The sequence below is a fragment of the Lachnospiraceae bacterium KGMB03038 genome (genome assembly GCA_007361935.1).
Taxonomy (GTDB): Bacteria; Bacillota; Clostridia; order Lachnospirales; family Lachnospiraceae; genus Massilistercora.
Window position 1 is genome coordinate 1,766,395 of sequence record CP041667.1, and the last position, 16,581, is coordinate 1,782,975.

Genomic DNA, 16,581 nt, shown 5'->3' on the forward strand with positions numbered 1-16,581 from the left:
ATTGATAACGTATAATTAATTTCGCAAAATCAATTTCATAAAAATAGACATGGTCTATAGCCGTTTGGTAAAATCAAGTCACCACAACTAAATCTATCAAAGGAGGCTATAGAACCATGTCTGATAAGATTATACAGCTAAATGAGGACTTAATAAAGCATGATTTAAAGGATCTTGTCCGTAACAGTGTCGAAGAAACATTAAACGCCCTGCTCGATAAGGAAGCCGACGAATTAGTCAACGCTGAAAAGTATGAGCGCTCCTCTGACCGCCAGGGATATCGTTCCGGCCATTATAAGCGAAATCTCCACACTACCGCAGGGGAAGTCGAACTGAAGGTTCCTAAACTGAAAGGGGTTCCTTTCGAGACAGCCATTATCGAAAGATATCGTCGCAGAGAATCTTCCGTGGAAGAAGCTCTTATTGAGATGTATCTGGCCGGTGTTTCTGTCCGACGCGTGGAAGATATCACCGAAGCCTTATGGGGAACGAAAGTATCCCCTGGAACCATCAGTAACCTGAATAAAAAGGCTTATGAGCATATTGAAACCTGGCGTACCCGTCCGCTTTCCGGGAACTATCCTTATGTTTACGTAGATGGTGTTTACCTGAAACGTAGCTGGGGCGGCGAGATCCAGAACGTTTCTGTTCTCGTTGCCATTGGCGTCAGTCAGGATGGCTGCCGGGAAATCCTTGGTGCTGCGGAAGGGATGAAAGAGGATCGTGAAAGCTGGCGTTCTTTCTTCGTATGGTTGAAAGAACGCGGGCTTACTGGTGTACGTTTGATCATCGGCGATAAGAATCTCGTATGCTTGAAACCATTCCGGAAGTCTTTCCGGATTCCAGATATCAGCGCTGTACGGTTCATTTTTACAGAAATATATTTTCTGTTACCCCCCGTAACAAGATGAAAACGGTAGCGCTTATGCTCAAGGCGATCCATGCGCAGGAAAGCAAGGAAGCCGCCCGTGAAAAAGCAATCCAGGTAGCGGAGAAACTCCGTGCCATGAAGCTTGCTAAAGCTGCCAAGAAGGTAGAGGACGGGATTGAAGAAACCTTGACCTATATGGATTTTCCTACGCAGCATTGGACCCGGATCCGAACCAATAACGCTATTGAGCGCCTCAACCGTGAGATTAAACGGCGTACAAAAGCGATCGGTGCTTTTCCTGACGGGCAGAGTGCCTTGATGCTCGTATGTGCCAGACTGCGTCACGTAGCAGCAACCAGTTGGGGAGCCAGACGCTATATGAATATGGATCATCTTTTCAAAACAGAAGAGGATCTGCTGTCTGATATCATAGCCGGCTGACTACCGGCTGCTAAACGGCTAGGTTTTGATTTTGCGAAAAACTATTGACACTATCAACTATTGACACTATCTGCCAATTCGACAACTTCCAATCTGTCGACCTAGTTTTACTTCATTATACCATTCGCTTATTTCCCTGTCATTGTCTTTCTTGCCCATACAAAAAGAGAGCGGAACATCATCTGTCCACTCCCTTCCAAACACTTTTCATGATTCATTGCTTCCCACTATCCCATACCCAAATACGAAAAACCGTCCTTATTTATGATACGGCTCTCCATACGTATGCAAGTGCGGTTTTCTACTTTTTAAAATCCTCCATTATTATAAGCTCTTGTAATCACATAAGACGGTTCATAATATGCACTGCTGTTGTAATTATCAATCGTGTCACATATTTCATCGTTATATACCCGGATCATTCCATCAATACAATCTTCCTCCGGCTGTAACGTTGACAGAATCAGCCTTGTATACACCTTGCCCATCTGTGTTTCTGATGGGATCTCGTCTACCAGTTCTAAATCCACATCCGTTATATCAAAATTCCCTTTTACCAGCTTATACTCTTCAATCCATTCAGCTTCAATTTTCAGAGGATTCTCGCAATGGAGTACATTAGCCAGGCTGATCAGACACACCCACTCATCTTTCGCTATAGAATTAACAACATATTTGTTTTTCTGATGTAATTTCCTCGCCACACGTTCTATCATATAACATAGAAAATAAAGATCGTTCTCGGTTATCTGCTCTTCCGGGAAAAATTTGTTTGTCATAACGAATAACTCCCTTCAAATTTGATAGTCTGTAACGCCTTCTCTGTACAGAATACAATCTGATGTGTAGGATACTTAAACTTAACCAGTTCCCAGAAAGCCTCTTTCGAAATTCGTTCAGCCATATAATCCTCAACACTGTCATTCTATTTCTCGCTCATGCCAAAAGGGAGCGAAACATAATTCATGCTATTCTTTCTTTACTTTTTTCTAATTCGTGCAAATATAAAGGATCAATATCAATACACTCGTTTACATTTCTTCCTCCAGCTATATCCCAGGCTAATGTACCATTTAAAACCATACATTTATTCATAAAAATGTGATACGCCTTTATCCGATCAAAAATGCCAGGTGACAGATCCTTTTCTGCATGGCAGCACACAATTTTCCCATCATCGAAATATATATCCACAGTATAATCTTCATACGGTATTACCTGGACCACAGTCGGAATATAATCTAACATTACAGCGCCTCCTTCATATTTAAACCAACGGATTGATTTTGTTTAATGGTTTTCCATCCTTCGCAAGTTCCCAGTTCTGCATTAGTTCATCCTGATGGATCACACACCATGCCAACACAAGCTTCAGTTGTCTTGACGGCAATGCCCCTTGCAAAACACAGGCATCGTTTATATCGATCAAAGCTTTTTTTCCATTATACTCCACATGAAAGTGAGGTGGATTATGATCATCATAATACATAGTAATCCTTATTCCATAAAATAAAGCAATTTCCGGCATACATATACCTCCATCTTCACAGCTCACTTTTTAAATACTAAATACTATTAATTTTATTATAGCTTAGACATCATATTGTGTACAGATAAATTCCAATTTTGCACCGCTCAACTCCTCGATAAATTTTCTTTTTCTTTAGTTATTCTTCCTTAAAATCGAATTTTGACTGCCTAGATTATACGGACAAATATCTCTACACTTATGACAAGCTATTCTCCAAACCTGCTCTTCTTCATCATCTCCAAATGCAAAATCCCAACAGGATTGCTGTTTTATTTCTGGATTTTCTAAAGCATTTACAGGACAAATATCAACACATAAGTTACAATTATTACAAAGAGGTTCTTTCATTTTATCAGGCTCAAGATTCTGTTCGCATAACACTGCTCCTAACCAGACCATACTTCCAAACTCTGGCGTTATTAACAAAGAATGCCTCCCTATTGTTCCCAAACCCGCCGCTTGAGCTATATGTTTTTGCGAAACAATAGAACGCCATCTGTTAGTATTTTTATCCCATTGGCTTTCATTTGTAGGAATAGGAACACATACTATCTGGTTCTTTTCCATTTCAATACAAAAATCTAGAGCTATCGCATCCATTTTTGACGTGATAGAATTTCTTACCCTTGTATATGGAATATTAGACTTGCAATTAAGTGTTCCTACTGGAAATCTGCAACCAAAAGAAATTACCGATTTGCAAGTCGGAAGTGCATCTAAAGGATGATAGCCTTTCGGTGCATTATCAAACCTATCTATACTTGCTATACCACACAAATCTGCACCTAGCGCAAACATTATTTCCTTTATCCTTTTACTATCCAACATACAATATCCCCTCCGCAAATTCCAATCTGTCGACCTAGTTTTCCTTCATTATACCATTCGTTTATTTCCCTGTCATTGTCTTTCTTACCATAGATGAAGTAAACGAATTGTCAGTTGAAATGAAAAAGATCGTCTCCAAAATGATGTGACTTCAGACTTGTTTTCTTAATCATACAACTGGCGTTTCTTTTTTTCAAGATTATAGATTCCCGATCTGTTCCCGGATGGCAAGGATCTTACGTACGGTGGAATTTCCAGCCAGAGTCCCATGCAAAGCCTCCGCATACCGCTGTACCTCTCTCTGTTTCGCTGTATACTTTTTCCTCTGTGGTTCATCGATCATTCCGTCTGTCCCTGTTGCCGCGCATGTTTCCAGCTCCCGCTCCTTCGGTAATTCACAAGGTCAATCACTTTTTCCCGTCCATAATTACGGATAAAACAACGCAGCTTGCACATCCGGTCTGAACCCGTCTCACTCCATCCCATAGGTCTTGAACTCATCCGCTCAGATAAAACGCTGCTCACATGTCCTTCCGCGCTGCATCCCAGCACATGCTTATCATGGAATGCCCTCTGGATATACTCCCAGTTTCCAACAAGATACGTCCTGCAGTCTTCTACCGCGCGGTCGCTCCCTTCACAATGGTTCCGGATCCGGGTCAGGAGCTTTTTGGCTGCCAGAAGCTTATTTTTATAAATATACTTATAGAACCGTCCTTTTGTGACCCCTTCTTCATCCAGCATATACCCGGCTACCCGGTTGATATATTTCATCAGATGAAACCGGTCTGCCACGAGTCTGCTTTTACCTACATAGTTGGCAGCCGCACGGATCCAGCTCCCGCCATCGCTGTTGATATAAACACATTTCAGTACGTCCAGATCATAGTGCCGCCGGATATAAGCATCTACAGATTCCCACAGGGCGGCATTCTGATCCGATCCCGCATAAAGTCCTCCAAAATAGAACGGTGAGATCAGCTTTCTCCTGCCATTGCAGATCTCTTCTTTTCCTTCAAAGAGATAGACCAGCTTGCCGATAAAGCATCCCTGTTCATATCCATCTTTCTGCCGATGGATATGATCCTCATCCGCTTCGATATAAAGGTATTCGCAGGCCTTCTTTTCCTTTGGCGGTTCTTCCATCTCCGGGATCTCTTTTTCGATGGAGTGGACTTTGTTCATTACCGTCGTCTTTGTGATCGTCTGCCCATTTGTCTTTATTGATTCCGCGGCATGCTGGTAAGAATGGACTTCCGCTTCATTCAAAAGCTTTGCTTCTGCCGCTGCTGTAAATCTTTCTCTATCCGGCAGGTGCATCAGTTCATCCAGGAGGCACCGGATCTTTCCTGTCTGGTCTTTATACAGGGTATGCGTAAAGGTAATATCTCCTACAATGGAGATCAATGTCCTCTGTCTGCTCCGCTGCACAGTATAATTGTCCTTGCGTATCCCGCTGTCACGGATCATCTGGTCGGCATTCGTCAGTGCCAGACCGATAAAATCTGCCGCCATCTGATTACTCAGACTGCTGACCGTTTCCTCAAAAGTGGTAAATGAATCCAGGTGTTCCAGAAATTTCTCTTCCGCATTAAGTAAACCACTGACAAGAGTATTGATTAATGTTATAATATCCATGAGTATTGGACTCCTTTCGGTTTTTGTTTTTTTCGTCGAAATCATTATACCTCAAGGAACCAATACTCTTTTCATTTATTTTTTGTCAACTGACTATTTCTTTACTCCAACCTTACCATACGAAAAGAGAGCGGAACATCATATGTCCACTCCCTTTCAAATACTTTTCATGATTCATTGCTTCCCACTATCCCATACCTAAATGCGAAAAAACCGCACTTACTTGTGATACGGTTCCCCATTTATGATCCGATATCCCCGGTACACCTGCTCCAGCAGTATCACCCGCATCAGCTGATGAGGAAACGTCATTTTGGAAAAACTTAAGGATTCGTCCGCCCGCTTAAGAACTTCCTTCCCCAAGCCAATTGACCCGCCGATCACAAAAGCAATATGGCTTTTCCCTGGATTCCCAAATCTTCCATCTTGGCCGCCAGTTCTTCTGAAGAAAGCATCTTTCCCTGGATCTCCAGAGCGATCACATACATATCATCCTTGATATGCTTTAAGATCCGTTCCCCTTCCTTTTCCCGGATCTGCTCTTCTGCCGTCTGGCTGGCCTGATCCGGCGTCTTCTCGTCTGACACTTCGATGATCTCTAACTTACAGTATCTTCCCAGCCGTTTGCTGTACTCGCTGACGGCTTCCTTCAAATATTTTTCTTTCAGCTTACCTACTGCGATCAGCGTAATCTTCACGTCTTTTTCCTTTCTGACATTATCTATTATTTCCTTCTATTCCATATACATACAGCTCATGCAAGGCTCTGGTGGCGCAGATATACTGGGCCTGTTTCCACAGCGGATTCCTCTTATCCCAGCACAAGGCGAATACTTGATCGAATTCCAGTCCTTTTGCCAGATAGAATGTAGTCACTGTAAGACCTTTTTGGAACACAGAGCTGTCCCGGTCCACATAGGAGACCTGGATCCCCTCTTGTTTCAACAGGCGGTACAGATCATAGGCTTCTTCCTGCGTCAGCGTCAGCACCGCCGCCGTTTCATATCGTTTTTTGTCCCCATCCCTTTCCTTATCTTCCGCAAGGGAAAACCGTTCCCGGATTGCTTTTAAGAGTGCGTCTTCTGAGGAAAACCGCTGCTCTTCTACCGCTTTCCCATGCCGTTCCAGAAGATCCAGATTTTCTTCTTTGCTGATCTTCTGTGCATATCTTGCGATCTCCACAGTATTGCGGTAGCTTTTCAAAAGCTCGATCTTACGCATCTTCTTTCCAAAGATTCCCTGCAGGAAGGCGGTTGCGTCACAGGGCGTGTCGTCCAGAGTCTGGGCCTTGTCTCCTAAGATCGTCATCCGGCAGGAAAACAGGTTCTGGATGATCACATACTGCAGATAAGAATAGTCCTGCATTTCATCGATCACCAAATGTTTGATCCGTTTATGAGAAGCCTTCCGCTTCAGACGGTATTTCAGGTACAGCATGGGATAAACGTCTTCATAAGGAAGCTGCCGCTTCTCCAAAGGAAGGTCTGGAAGCTGCGGAAAACCCGTTTCTTCCAAAAGCCAATTATAGATTTCATATAAATCCGCAGAGACGTAGAGACTGCTGAATTTCTTCTCCAGGTATTCCCATTCTTCCTCCGAAAGATCACGCTGATGCAGAGTCTCATAGGCATCCGCGAAATGTTCCATCACTGCCAAGGCCCGTTCCAAAAGCGGCGTCTCCTGAAACCTGGAATAAAACATCCGGATCAGTTCTTCCTCGGTCAATTTCATCCCTTTAAACGTAATCTCATGGAAATCCATCAACTGATCTTCTAAAACCGCCAGGAAACCTTCCATTTCTCCCACAAATGCGGCAGACTGTTTATGGTCAAACCGTTCCTTATCTTCTAAATTCGGATACTTCATCCGCCGCTCCAGATAGTCATATTTATCTTGACAATCGGCGGCCACATCTTGCAATTCATGGTAAGCAAACAAATCGAAACTCATTTCCTGGATTCTTTCTTCTCCCAGTTCGGGAAGAATATGGGAAATATAGTCCGCAAACACTCCATTTGGCGAAAGGATCAGAACGTTGGAGGAAGCCAGATTCTTCCGGTCGTGATAAAGAAGATAGGCGATCCGGTGAAGCGCGATAGACGTCTTTCCGCTTCCGGCGGCTCCCTGGATCACCAGGATCTCATCTTTTGTATTTCGGATGATCTGGTTCTGTTCCTTTTGGATGGTACGTACAATATTTTTCAGCTGAACGTCCCCGTTATTTCCAAGTTCCTGCTTTAAGATCTCATCATCGATCTTGGTATCGCTTTCAAATCCGTAGAGCATCTCACCGTTTCGGATTTTGTACTGCCATTTCGCGCAAATTTCACCTCTTACGGTTCCCGCCGGGGCTTCATAGGACACAAGTCCCTTATCATAGTCGTAAAACAGACTGCTGACAGGCGCTCTCCAGTCATAGATCAGAGGAGGTTCGCCATTTCCTTCATCAAAGTTTCCAATCCCGATATAAAGCGGTTCGATTTCATCCTCTCCCTCAAACCGGAAATCCACCCGTCCAAAAAAGGGAGACTCTAACATTTTCTGATACCGGCGCCGCTTTTGAATGATTTCCTGATTGGCGTTTACCTGATGCAGCAGTGCCTGCTGATTGTCATAATCCTCATATCCATACTGGTCCATTTCCGCGTAATTTTCCCAGTAATACTCATGCATGGAAGCAATCTCTTCTTTTCCTTTCCGCAGGGAACGCTCTACCTGCGCAAGACAGTGTTTCAACTTTTCTGTCACAAACTCCAAAAACCATGTCCCGTTGAAAAATCTGTCATTTTTCATAGCTGTTTCAGCCACTCCTTTTCTTCCTTACTGACCCGGTAAGAGTCCCGGATTTTCTGAATCGCTTTCTGGCGCGTCTTTGGGTCAAGCTGCCCCGCAGCCAGAAGCGGTCTTGTTTTCTCTGGGAACTTCACAAAGCAGACAGATATTGCCCACGCCGCGGCCATTTTCACATAATAACCTTCGTGCTCCACCTGGACGAGTATATCCAAAATTCGGTCGATGAATTGCTCTGTCACAAAAAAGTCCAAAAGACATACCAACGCAAAGCGGATCTCATATTCTCTGGTGCTCTTCAAATAGTTATTTAAATAGGAGAACCAGAAATCCCGGTCTTTTCCCATAAACTTATACGTAGCGCAGCTAACGTCGCAGACCGCCCAGTTCTCGATGCGGGGAACAAAACTGTCCAAAAGCTGAGTTCTTTCGTCCTGATTACATTTCAGATAGCCAATGATCACACCCCACAGCACCAATTCTTCATAGTAGAGCGGCCCCGCTTCCTGAAGCGCCTGGATATATTGGCGCCCGCTGTTTTTCGCGATTTCTTTGCCAAGGGAGCGTAAGAAAGGTACTCTGCAGCCTAAGATTGGCGCCATGTCCTGGCCTGGCACCAAAGATTGATGAAATTCCTGATATTTCTGATCTGCTCCCTCAAGCAGTCTTTTTCGGATTTGTCCAAATAATCCAGTGTTGGATGATTCTGTATGAAATTCCATATTTCCTCCTTTATCCCAGTACCACATCCAGGATCATCATAATGGCGAAGCCGATCGCAAAGCCGATGGTTCCAATATTGCTGTGGGATCCCTGGGCCGATTCAGGCACCAGTTCTTCCACTACCACGTAGATCATGGCTCCCGCGGCAAAGGCCAGCAGATAAGGAAGGACCGGCGTCACATAGGAAGCCAGAAGCAAGGTGATTCCTCCCGCGATAGGCTCTACAACACCAGATAAGGCGCCGTAAAAGAAGGCTTTCCCTCTGCTGCTTCCCTCCGCCCGGACAGGCAGCGCAACGATGAACCCCTCCGGCAGATTCTGAAGCGCAATTCCAAGAGACAGAGCAAAAGCTCCGGCAAGCGTCACATTGGAACTGTCTGACGCAAGCCCGGCAAATACCGCTCCGCTGGAGACACCTTCCGGAATGTTATGCATCACCACAGCCAATACCAGCATGGTAGAACGTTTCAGCGCACATTTAGGTCCCTCCGCCTCGTCACAGCCAATATGGAGATGTGGGATGATCTTATCCAGCAGAAGAAGAAAACCGATTCCCAGGAAAAAGCCGGCGACCGGAGGTATAAAGGCAAGCTTCCCCATCCCTTCCGACATCTCCATGGAAGGGATCAAGAGAGACCAGACGGAAGCCGCCACCATGACGCCTGCCGCGAATCCAAGAAGGGCCTTCTGGATCAAAGGTTTTAATTCGCCCTTAATAAAAAACACACAAGCGGCACCCAATGAAGTGCCAATAAAAGGAGTGATCAGCCCCCAAAAAACAGTCATATAAAAACCTCCGTAAAATCAACATTTCTATCATCATATCACAAAAACCCATTTGGGGACAGGGTAAAATGCATTTGGGTACACCCCGAAACGCAATTTGGGACGTAGCATTTTTAAAAAATGCTACGTCCCAAATTAACGTAAAATTTATTTTCCTGCCAGCGCTTCGTGGATTCCCTTTGCGCCTGCTTTTCCTGCGCCCATGGCCAGGATTACTGTGGCCGCGCCGGTTACGGCGTCTCCGCCGGCGAATACATATGCCTTGGAGGTCTGTCCGTTTTCTTCATCTGCCACGATACATTTCTTCCGGTTGGTATCCAGTCCTTTGGTGGTGGATGCGATCAATGGGTTTGGTGATGTTCCAAGCGCCATGATCACGGTATCCAGCTCGATGTCGTACTCTGATCCTGGAATTTCCACCGGACGGCGGCGGCCGGAAGCGTCTGGCTCTCCCAGTTCCATTTTGATCACTTTCATGCCGCTGACCCATCCATTTTCATCTACATGGATCTCTTTTGGATTGGTCAGGAGGTCGAAGATCACGCCTTCTTCTTTTGCGTGATGGACCTCCTCTACTCTGGCCGGAAGTTCTGCCTCGCTTCTGCGATATACCACATGTACTTCCGCTCCCAGACGAAGGGCTGTCCTGGCCGCATCCATCGCGACGTTTCCGCCGCCTACTACGGCTACTTTCTTTCCTGCCGCGATCGGGGTGTCGTAGGAATCGTCAAAGGCTTTCATCAGATTGCTTCTGGTCAGATATTCATTGGCGGAGAACACGCCGTTGGCTGTTTCCCCAGGTATTCCCATAAACATGGGAAGTCCTGCCCCGGAACCGATGAACACTGCTTCAAATCCCTCTTCTTCCATAAGCTGATCGATGGTCGTGGACTTGCCGATCACCACGTTGGTCTCGAATTTCACGCCCAGTTCTTTTACTTTCTCAATCTCTTTTTTCACAACTTTCTCTTTAGGCAGACGGAACTCCGGGATTCCATAGACCAGTACGCCGCCCAGTTCATGAAGGGCTTCAAATACCGTTACCTCATACCCAAGTTTAGCCAGATCACCCGCGCAGGTAAGGCCGGAAGGACCGGAACCGATGATGGCCACCTTATGCCCATTGGTCTCCTCGGCTTTCTCCGGCTTGATGTCATGCTCCAGCGCGTAATCCGCCACGAACCGTTCCAGTTTACCAATGGAAACCGGTTCACCTTTGATCCCCCGGATACATTTACATTCGCACTGGGACTCCTGCGGGCAGACGCGTCCGCAGATCGCCGGCAGCGCGGAGGACTCTCCGATCACTTTGTAAGCTCCTTCAATATCCCCTTCTTTTACTTTCGAAATAAATCCCGGGATATTGATGGATACCGGACAGCCCTGGATACATTTGGCGTTCTTGCAGTTCAGGCAGCGGGAAGCCTCTTCCATAGCCTCTTCCTGATTATATCCGTAACATACTTCTTCAAAATTTGTCGCTCTTTCCTTCGCTTCCTGTTCTCTGACAGGGACTCTCTTCAATACATCCGCCATTACTCGTCACCTCCGCAGTGGCCACATCCGCCATGATGGGTGTCGCCTTCTTGTAATTTCAGCATTGCACGTCCTTCCTCTGTCTTGTACATCTGCTGTCTCTTCATTGCCTCGTCGAAGTTGACAAGGTGGCCGTCGAATTCTGGTCCGTCTACACAGGCAAACTTGATCTCATCGCCTACGTGAAGACGACAGGCTCCGCACATCCCCGTACCGTCTACCATGATCGGGTTCATGCTGACAATAGTCGGAATCTCCAGCTTCTTCGTCAAAAGACAAGTAAACTTCATCATGATCATAGGTCCGATGGCAACGCACAGATCGTAGTGATTTCCTTCTTCCACCAGCTTCTCGATCTTGGTTGTGACCATTCCCGAATGTCCATATGTACCATCATCTGTACAGGGATAGTAATTCCCCGCCACAGCGCGCATCTCTTCCTCCAGGATCAGGAGGTCCTTCGTCTTGGAACCGACGATCACATCTACATCGATGCCGTGCTCTTTCATCCATTTTACCTGCGGATAGACCGGAGCGGCTCCAACGCCTCCGCCTACAAACAAAATTTTCTTATTCTTCAGACTTTCCAAGTCTTCATTCACAAATTCAGACGGACATCCCAGCGGCCCAGTAAAATCCCGGAAAGAATCTCCTTCTTTCAGTTCAGCCATTTTAGTCGTTGAAGCGCCGACGGTTTGAAAAACAATGGTAATGGTCCCGGCTTCCCTGTCATAATCACAGATCGTCAGCGGAATCCGCTCGCCTTTTTCGTCCATCTTAACGATCACGAATTGTCCCGGCTGACAGTGTCTGGCTACACGGGGAGCTTCCACGTCCATAAGATAAATCATATCGGCCAGCTTCTTGGCCTTCAATATCTTGTACATCTTGTTTCCTCCTAACATGTGATACTTATTTTATGATAATGTATCTGGGTAAAAATATCAAGGGACAACTCAGGAATTGAAAGGACAACTTGCCCGCATCCATGACCTTTTCCCCCATAACCGCGCAGCAGCAAAAAAGCGAGTGTCACACACCCGCTTTTGCTCTCCCGCCATCAGAAATCCACTTCTGTCCCATAATAAACGCAGGTCAGAAGTTTTTCCATAGTTTCTGGGTCAATGGTTCTTGGATTAGAGCCGGTGCAGGCATCTCCTACCGCCAGTTCTGCGATCCTGGCCACTTTCTCCTGGAATTCTTTCTCATCTATGCCAAATTCTTTCAGGCTTTTTGGAATATTTAATTTTACATTAAACGCATCGATCTTCTCGCACAGACTATTGATCAAAGCTTTCTCAGAAATACCCTCCAGTCCCATCCTGCGCGCGATCTCCGCATACCGGGACGCGGCCTCTTTCTCTTTCGCGTTATATTTGATCACATAAGGAAGATAGATGGCATTGGCGCATCCGTGAGGAATGTGGCCGGTAGAAAAAGCAGCCCCCGTCTTGTGCGCCATGGAGTGTACGATTCCGAGCAGCGCATTGGAAAATGCCATTCCTGCCAAACACTGCGCATAATGCATCTGCTCTCTGGCTTCCATATTGCAGTTATAAGAAGCGGGCAGATATTCCAGTACCATCTCAATGGCCTGCAAAGCCAGCGGATCGGTAAACGGCCCGTTCAAAGTAGAAACATACGCTTCAATAGCATGGGTCAGCGCATCCATTCCTGTATAAGCCACTTGTTTAACCGGAAGTCCTGCCACCAGGTCCGGGTCTACGATCGCCACATCCGGTGTAATATTAAAATCTGCAAGAGGATATTTTACTCCCGTCTTATAATCCGTAATGACTGAGAAAGCCGTTACTTCCGTCGCGGTTCCTGAGGTGGAAGGAATCGCCGCGAATCTTGCTTTCTGTCTCAGTTCCGGGAAGCTGAACGGTGTGATCAGATCTTCAAAGGTAATCTCCGGATACTCATAGAAGGCCCACATTGCCTTTGCCGCATCGATTGGCGAACCGCCGCCCATTGATACGATCCAGTCCGGCTCAAAGGCGCGCATAGCTTCCGCGCCCTTCATAACTGTATCTACAGAAGGGTCTGGCTCAACGCCTTCAAACACTTCCACTTCCATCCCGCCTTCTTTCAGGTAAGCTGCTGCTTTGTCCAGAAATCCCTGACGTTTCATAGAACCGCCACCGACTACCAGCATAGCCTTTCTGCCTTTCAGATTCTTCAACTCCTCCAGGCTTCCCTTTCCATGATAAATGTCCCTTGGTAATGTAAATCTGCTCATTGACTCCTGCTCCTTTCTTACGTTTATGATTGTTAATTATTTATCAATAATTATAGTCCTGAATAACAAAAAACGCAACCAGTGTAGTGAAAAAAATTGTACTTTTTGCCATACACTGACTGCGTTTTCTCTTTTATTCTTCTGAAGAATCCGAAGGAATATCTAAAACATAATTTCGTGTCGTTATACCGCTTAAACGGCCGCTGGAATTAACCAGTACCGCCTTAAAGAGCGTCTCGCCCTCCGGCATATCGATCGGACCGCTGTATCTGGAAGAAGCCGTCGTCGGATCGGAACCATCCATAGTATAGTAAGCTTCGTAACCGTCCGGGATCTTGATCTCAATCTGGGTAGCCGTCTCGTACTGCCCGGTGGAGGGTGACACTGCCGGCGCGTCTTCAATTGGGAACTCGATCACATATTCCTCGGATGCCGGCATACTGGGAATCCCATTTTTATTGACCGCAATGGCAGTTACCGTTGTCTCCCCCTCATCTAACTGGATAGGCTCTGTATATTCTGTGCTTTCAGTGGTCGGGTCCGAGCCGTCTGTAGTATAATAAATTTTCATGCCGCTTCCGGCGGTCAGACTCAGCTGCTGGACATCATCATAAGTTTCTTCCGCATCCAGGCTGAATTTAGGTACGTCTACAATATATTCAGCCAGAATCTCCCGGACATTGTCCGACGCCTCGTCAAGCAGTCCCGGTATTTCCATCTGCTGATCAGTATCTATATAGAAATCAATACATGCGCTGTACAGATCAGCATTGCCGCCCTGTTCATCGATGGCATTCAGGAAGACGTTTTCCGCCCCGTCCAGATCATCCTGAGCGATATAGACTTTTGAAAGTCCGGTATACGCTTCCGGTCTCTCGCCATTCTTACTGATCGCTCTTTTGAATTTATTCTCGGCCTGACTATAATTCTGCTCTTCCAGCGCCCCGTTTCCCGCGTTTACAATCCCTGTATAAGAATTCTGATAGATCAGCACGATGATTCCGATCAAAGCGGCAAGGATCAAAAACATGACCGCCAGAAGAATCCTGCGTTTCTTACGTTTTTTCGCCTTTCTCCGCTCTGCCTGGCGCCTTCTCATCTCCCGGTCTTCCTGGGGCCTTCTGGCCTGCGTATTTCTTCCGGCCAAAGTCCGGCCTGTAGCGCCTCTCCTGGCGGCAGCCGTCCGTCCGACAGCTCCCCTGTCAGTATTCGTCCGCCCGGCAGCTCCCCTGCCAGTATTCGTCCGCCCGGTGTTCCTGCGTGCAGAAGCAGGCCGTCCGGACATTTCAGTCTCCGAATCGTCATAGGAAAAATAGTCTTTCTCTTCCTCGTCCCCATTGATCGATCCCACAATTTGCTGGGCAAGCATATCATCCAAAGGATTATAGTCAGGAACAATGCGTACTTCTTGACCGCAGTTCTCGCAATATAACACCCCTTCCGGGATTTCCTGTCCGCAATATCTGCACTTCATCTGGTGCTCTAACCTCCTACCTAACTTACCACTCTATCTAGAACAGTCCTGTAATACAGCCATTCTCATCTACATCAATTCCGTTGGCGGCAGGAACTTTAGGAAGTCCGGGCATGGTCATGACCGCGCCGGTAAGCGCCACTACGAATCCAGCCCCCGCGCTGACATAAACCTCCCTGATATGGATATCAAAATCTGTAGGCCGTCCCAGCTTTTTCGCGTCGTCAGATAAAGAGTATTGATTTTTAGCCATGCAGACTGGGAAACCACCAAATCCCATAGACTCGATCTTGTCCAGCTGCTTCAAGGCGGCCGGCTCAAAGATCACGCCTCTCGCGCCATAAATCTCCTTAGAAATGGTCTCGATTTTTTCTTTCAGAGACAGATCGTCTTCATATAACGGATGGAAATTGCTTTCCTTTTTCTCCAACGTTTCCAGAACCTTTTTGGCAAGATCGATCCCGCCTTCTCCGCCTTTCTCCCAGACTCTGGAGAGTGCGAATTCACAGCCTTTCTCTTCACAGAATTGACGGATAAACTGATTCTCCGCCTCAGTATCTGACACAAAAGAATTCAATGTTACAATTACAGGAACTCCATATTTCTGAATATTTTCAATATGTTTTTCCAGGTTTACAATGCCTTTTTTCAGCGCTTCCAAATTTTCCTTTGCCAGGTCATTTTTCGCAACTCCACCATTATACTTCAAAGCCCGTACAGTTGCAACTAAAACAACCGCATTCGGCCAAAAACCTGCTTTTCTGCACTTAATATCAAAGAATTTCTCTGCTCCTAAGTCTGCCCGAATCCTGCTTCTGTGATAGTGATGTCGCTAAGTTTTAACGCCATTTTCGTTGCTCTTACGCTGTTGCAGCCATGGGCGATATTGGCGAAAGGACCGCCATGTACCAAAGCCGGCGTATGTTCCAGCGTCTGGATCAGATTTGGCTTGATGGCATCTTTTAAGAGCGCGGTCATTGCCCCTGTCGCCTGAAGGTCTTCCGCGGTCACTGGTTCCCCATCGAAATTATACGCGACAATGATCCTGCCAAGTCTTCGCTTCAGATCCTGGATATCATCCGCCAGACACAAGATCGCCATGATCTCAGAAGCTACCGTGATCACAAAATGATCCTCCCGGACCATTCCGTCCATTTTATTTCCAAGTCCTACCACAATATTGCGCAGACAGCGGTCGTTCATATCCAGGCAGCGTTTCCAGATCACCTGTCTTGGGTCGATCCTAAGCGAGTTCCCCTGTTGGATATGATTGTCCAGCATTGCCGCCAGCAGATTGTTGGCAGAAGTGATGGCATGGAAATCCCCGGTAAAATGAAGATTCAGATCTTCCATGGGAACTACCTGGGCCATGCCCCCTCCCGCGGCGCCGCCTTTGATTCCAAAGCAGGGACCCAGAGATGGCTCTCTGAGCGCGATCACCGCGTTTTTCCCTAATTGGGCCATGGCCTGCCCCAGTCCTACTGTGGTAGTGGTCTTCCCTTCGCCTGCCGGCGTTGGGTTAATAGCTGTCACAAGTACCAATTTCCCGTCCGGCCGATCTTTGATCTTCTCCCAGACATCGTCGGAAAGCTTCGCCTTGTACTTTCCGTAGAATTCCAATTCGTCTTCGGAGATCCCAATCTTGGCCGCAACTTTTGAGATGTGTTCCATTTTTGCTTCCTGCGCGATTTCAATATCTGTCTTCATTTCCTTTTCATCCC

General features: G+C 46.5%; 13 protein-coding genes and 3 pseudogenes. 1 reads left to right on the plus strand and 15 read right to left on the minus strand.

Annotation, left to right across the window (positions count from 1 at the left end; genetic code table 11):
• The first annotated feature begins 116 nt into the window (after positions 1 to 116).
• A pseudogene (locus FND36_08500) lies at positions 117 to 1,312 on the plus strand (IS256 family transposase).
• Positions 1,313 to 1,620: 308 nt separating this feature from the next.
• Here the strand turns inward: FND36_08500 and FND36_08505 are convergent.
• The 15 genes and pseudogenes from FND36_08505 to FND36_08575 form a co-directional block, all read right to left on the minus strand.
• The gene (locus tag FND36_08505; GenBank protein ID QDW74069.1) at positions 1,621 to 2,091 is read right to left on the minus strand and encodes a hypothetical protein; all 471 of its coding nucleotides are present in this window, start codon (positions 2,089 to 2,091) and stop codon (positions 1,621 to 1,623) included.
• Positions 2,088 to 2,216 (minus strand): DUF3990 domain-containing protein, encoded by a 129-nt coding sequence (locus FND36_08510; GenBank protein ID QDW74070.1) that lies wholly within the window; start codon positions 2,214 to 2,216, stop codon positions 2,088 to 2,090. Before FND36_08510 ends, FND36_08505 begins: the two co-directional genes overlap by 4 nt.
• A gap of 59 nt (positions 2,217 to 2,275) precedes the next feature.
• Entirely contained in the window at positions 2,276 to 2,560 is a 285-nt protein-coding gene (locus tag FND36_08515) for a DUF2442 domain-containing protein (protein QDW74071.1), read from the minus strand.
• A gap of 19 nt (positions 2,561 to 2,579) precedes the next feature.
• Positions 2,580 to 2,840 (minus strand): DUF4160 domain-containing protein, encoded by a 261-nt coding sequence (locus FND36_08520; protein QDW74072.1) that lies wholly within the window; start codon positions 2,838 to 2,840, stop codon positions 2,580 to 2,582.
• Positions 2,841 to 2,975: 135 nt separating this feature from the next.
• The gene (locus FND36_08525) at positions 2,976 to 3,668 is read right to left on the minus strand and encodes an epoxyqueuosine reductase (protein ID QDW75587.1); all 693 of its coding nucleotides are present in this window, start codon (positions 3,666 to 3,668) and stop codon (positions 2,976 to 2,978) included.
• Between the two features lie 342 nt (positions 3,669 to 4,010).
• Complete coding sequence (locus tag FND36_08530) at positions 4,011 to 5,354, minus strand: ISLre2 family transposase (protein QDW74073.1); 1,344 nt, start codon at positions 5,352 to 5,354, stop codon at positions 4,011 to 4,013.
• A 174-nt stretch (positions 5,355 to 5,528) separates the two neighbouring features.
• A pseudogene (gene rlmH / locus FND36_08535) lies at positions 5,529 to 6,007 on the minus strand (23S rRNA (pseudouridine(1915)-N(3))-methyltransferase RlmH).
• A gap of 19 nt (positions 6,008 to 6,026) precedes the next feature.
• Complete coding sequence (locus FND36_08540) at positions 6,027 to 8,102, minus strand: AAA family ATPase (protein QDW75588.1); 2,076 nt, start codon at positions 8,100 to 8,102, stop codon at positions 6,027 to 6,029.
• The gene (locus tag FND36_08545; GenBank protein ID QDW74074.1) at positions 8,099 to 8,821 is read right to left on the minus strand and encodes a DNA alkylation repair protein; all 723 of its coding nucleotides are present in this window, start codon (positions 8,819 to 8,821) and stop codon (positions 8,099 to 8,101) included. Before FND36_08545 ends, FND36_08540 begins: the two co-directional genes overlap by 4 nt.
• A 10-nt stretch (positions 8,822 to 8,831) precedes the next feature.
• Positions 8,832 to 9,608, minus strand: a complete 777-nt coding sequence (locus FND36_08550) for a ZIP family metal transporter (protein QDW74075.1) — start codon at positions 9,606 to 9,608, stop codon at positions 8,832 to 8,834.
• A gap of 147 nt (positions 9,609 to 9,755) precedes the next feature.
• Positions 9,756 to 11,144 (minus strand): NADPH-dependent glutamate synthase, encoded by a 1,389-nt coding sequence (gene gltA / locus FND36_08555; protein ID QDW74076.1) that lies wholly within the window; start codon positions 11,142 to 11,144, stop codon positions 9,756 to 9,758.
• Positions 11,144 to 12,031, minus strand: a complete 888-nt coding sequence (locus FND36_08560; GenBank protein QDW74077.1) for a sulfide/dihydroorotate dehydrogenase-like FAD/NAD-binding protein — start codon at positions 12,029 to 12,031, stop codon at positions 11,144 to 11,146. The genes gltA and FND36_08560 overlap by 1 nt, the downstream gene beginning before the upstream one ends.
• A gap of 173 nt (positions 12,032 to 12,204) precedes the next feature.
• A complete protein-coding gene (locus FND36_08565; protein QDW74078.1) occupies positions 12,205 to 13,386 on the minus strand; it encodes an iron-containing alcohol dehydrogenase in 1,182 nt (393 codons plus the stop codon).
• Between the two features lie 133 nt (positions 13,387 to 13,519).
• Complete coding sequence (locus FND36_08570) at positions 13,520 to 14,860, minus strand: tetratricopeptide repeat protein (protein ID QDW74079.1); 1,341 nt, start codon at positions 14,858 to 14,860, stop codon at positions 13,520 to 13,522.
• Between the two features lie 37 nt (positions 14,861 to 14,897).
• Positions 14,898 to 16,567, minus strand: a pseudogene (locus FND36_08575) (formate--tetrahydrofolate ligase).
• Positions 16,568 to 16,581 lie beyond the last annotated feature (14 nt).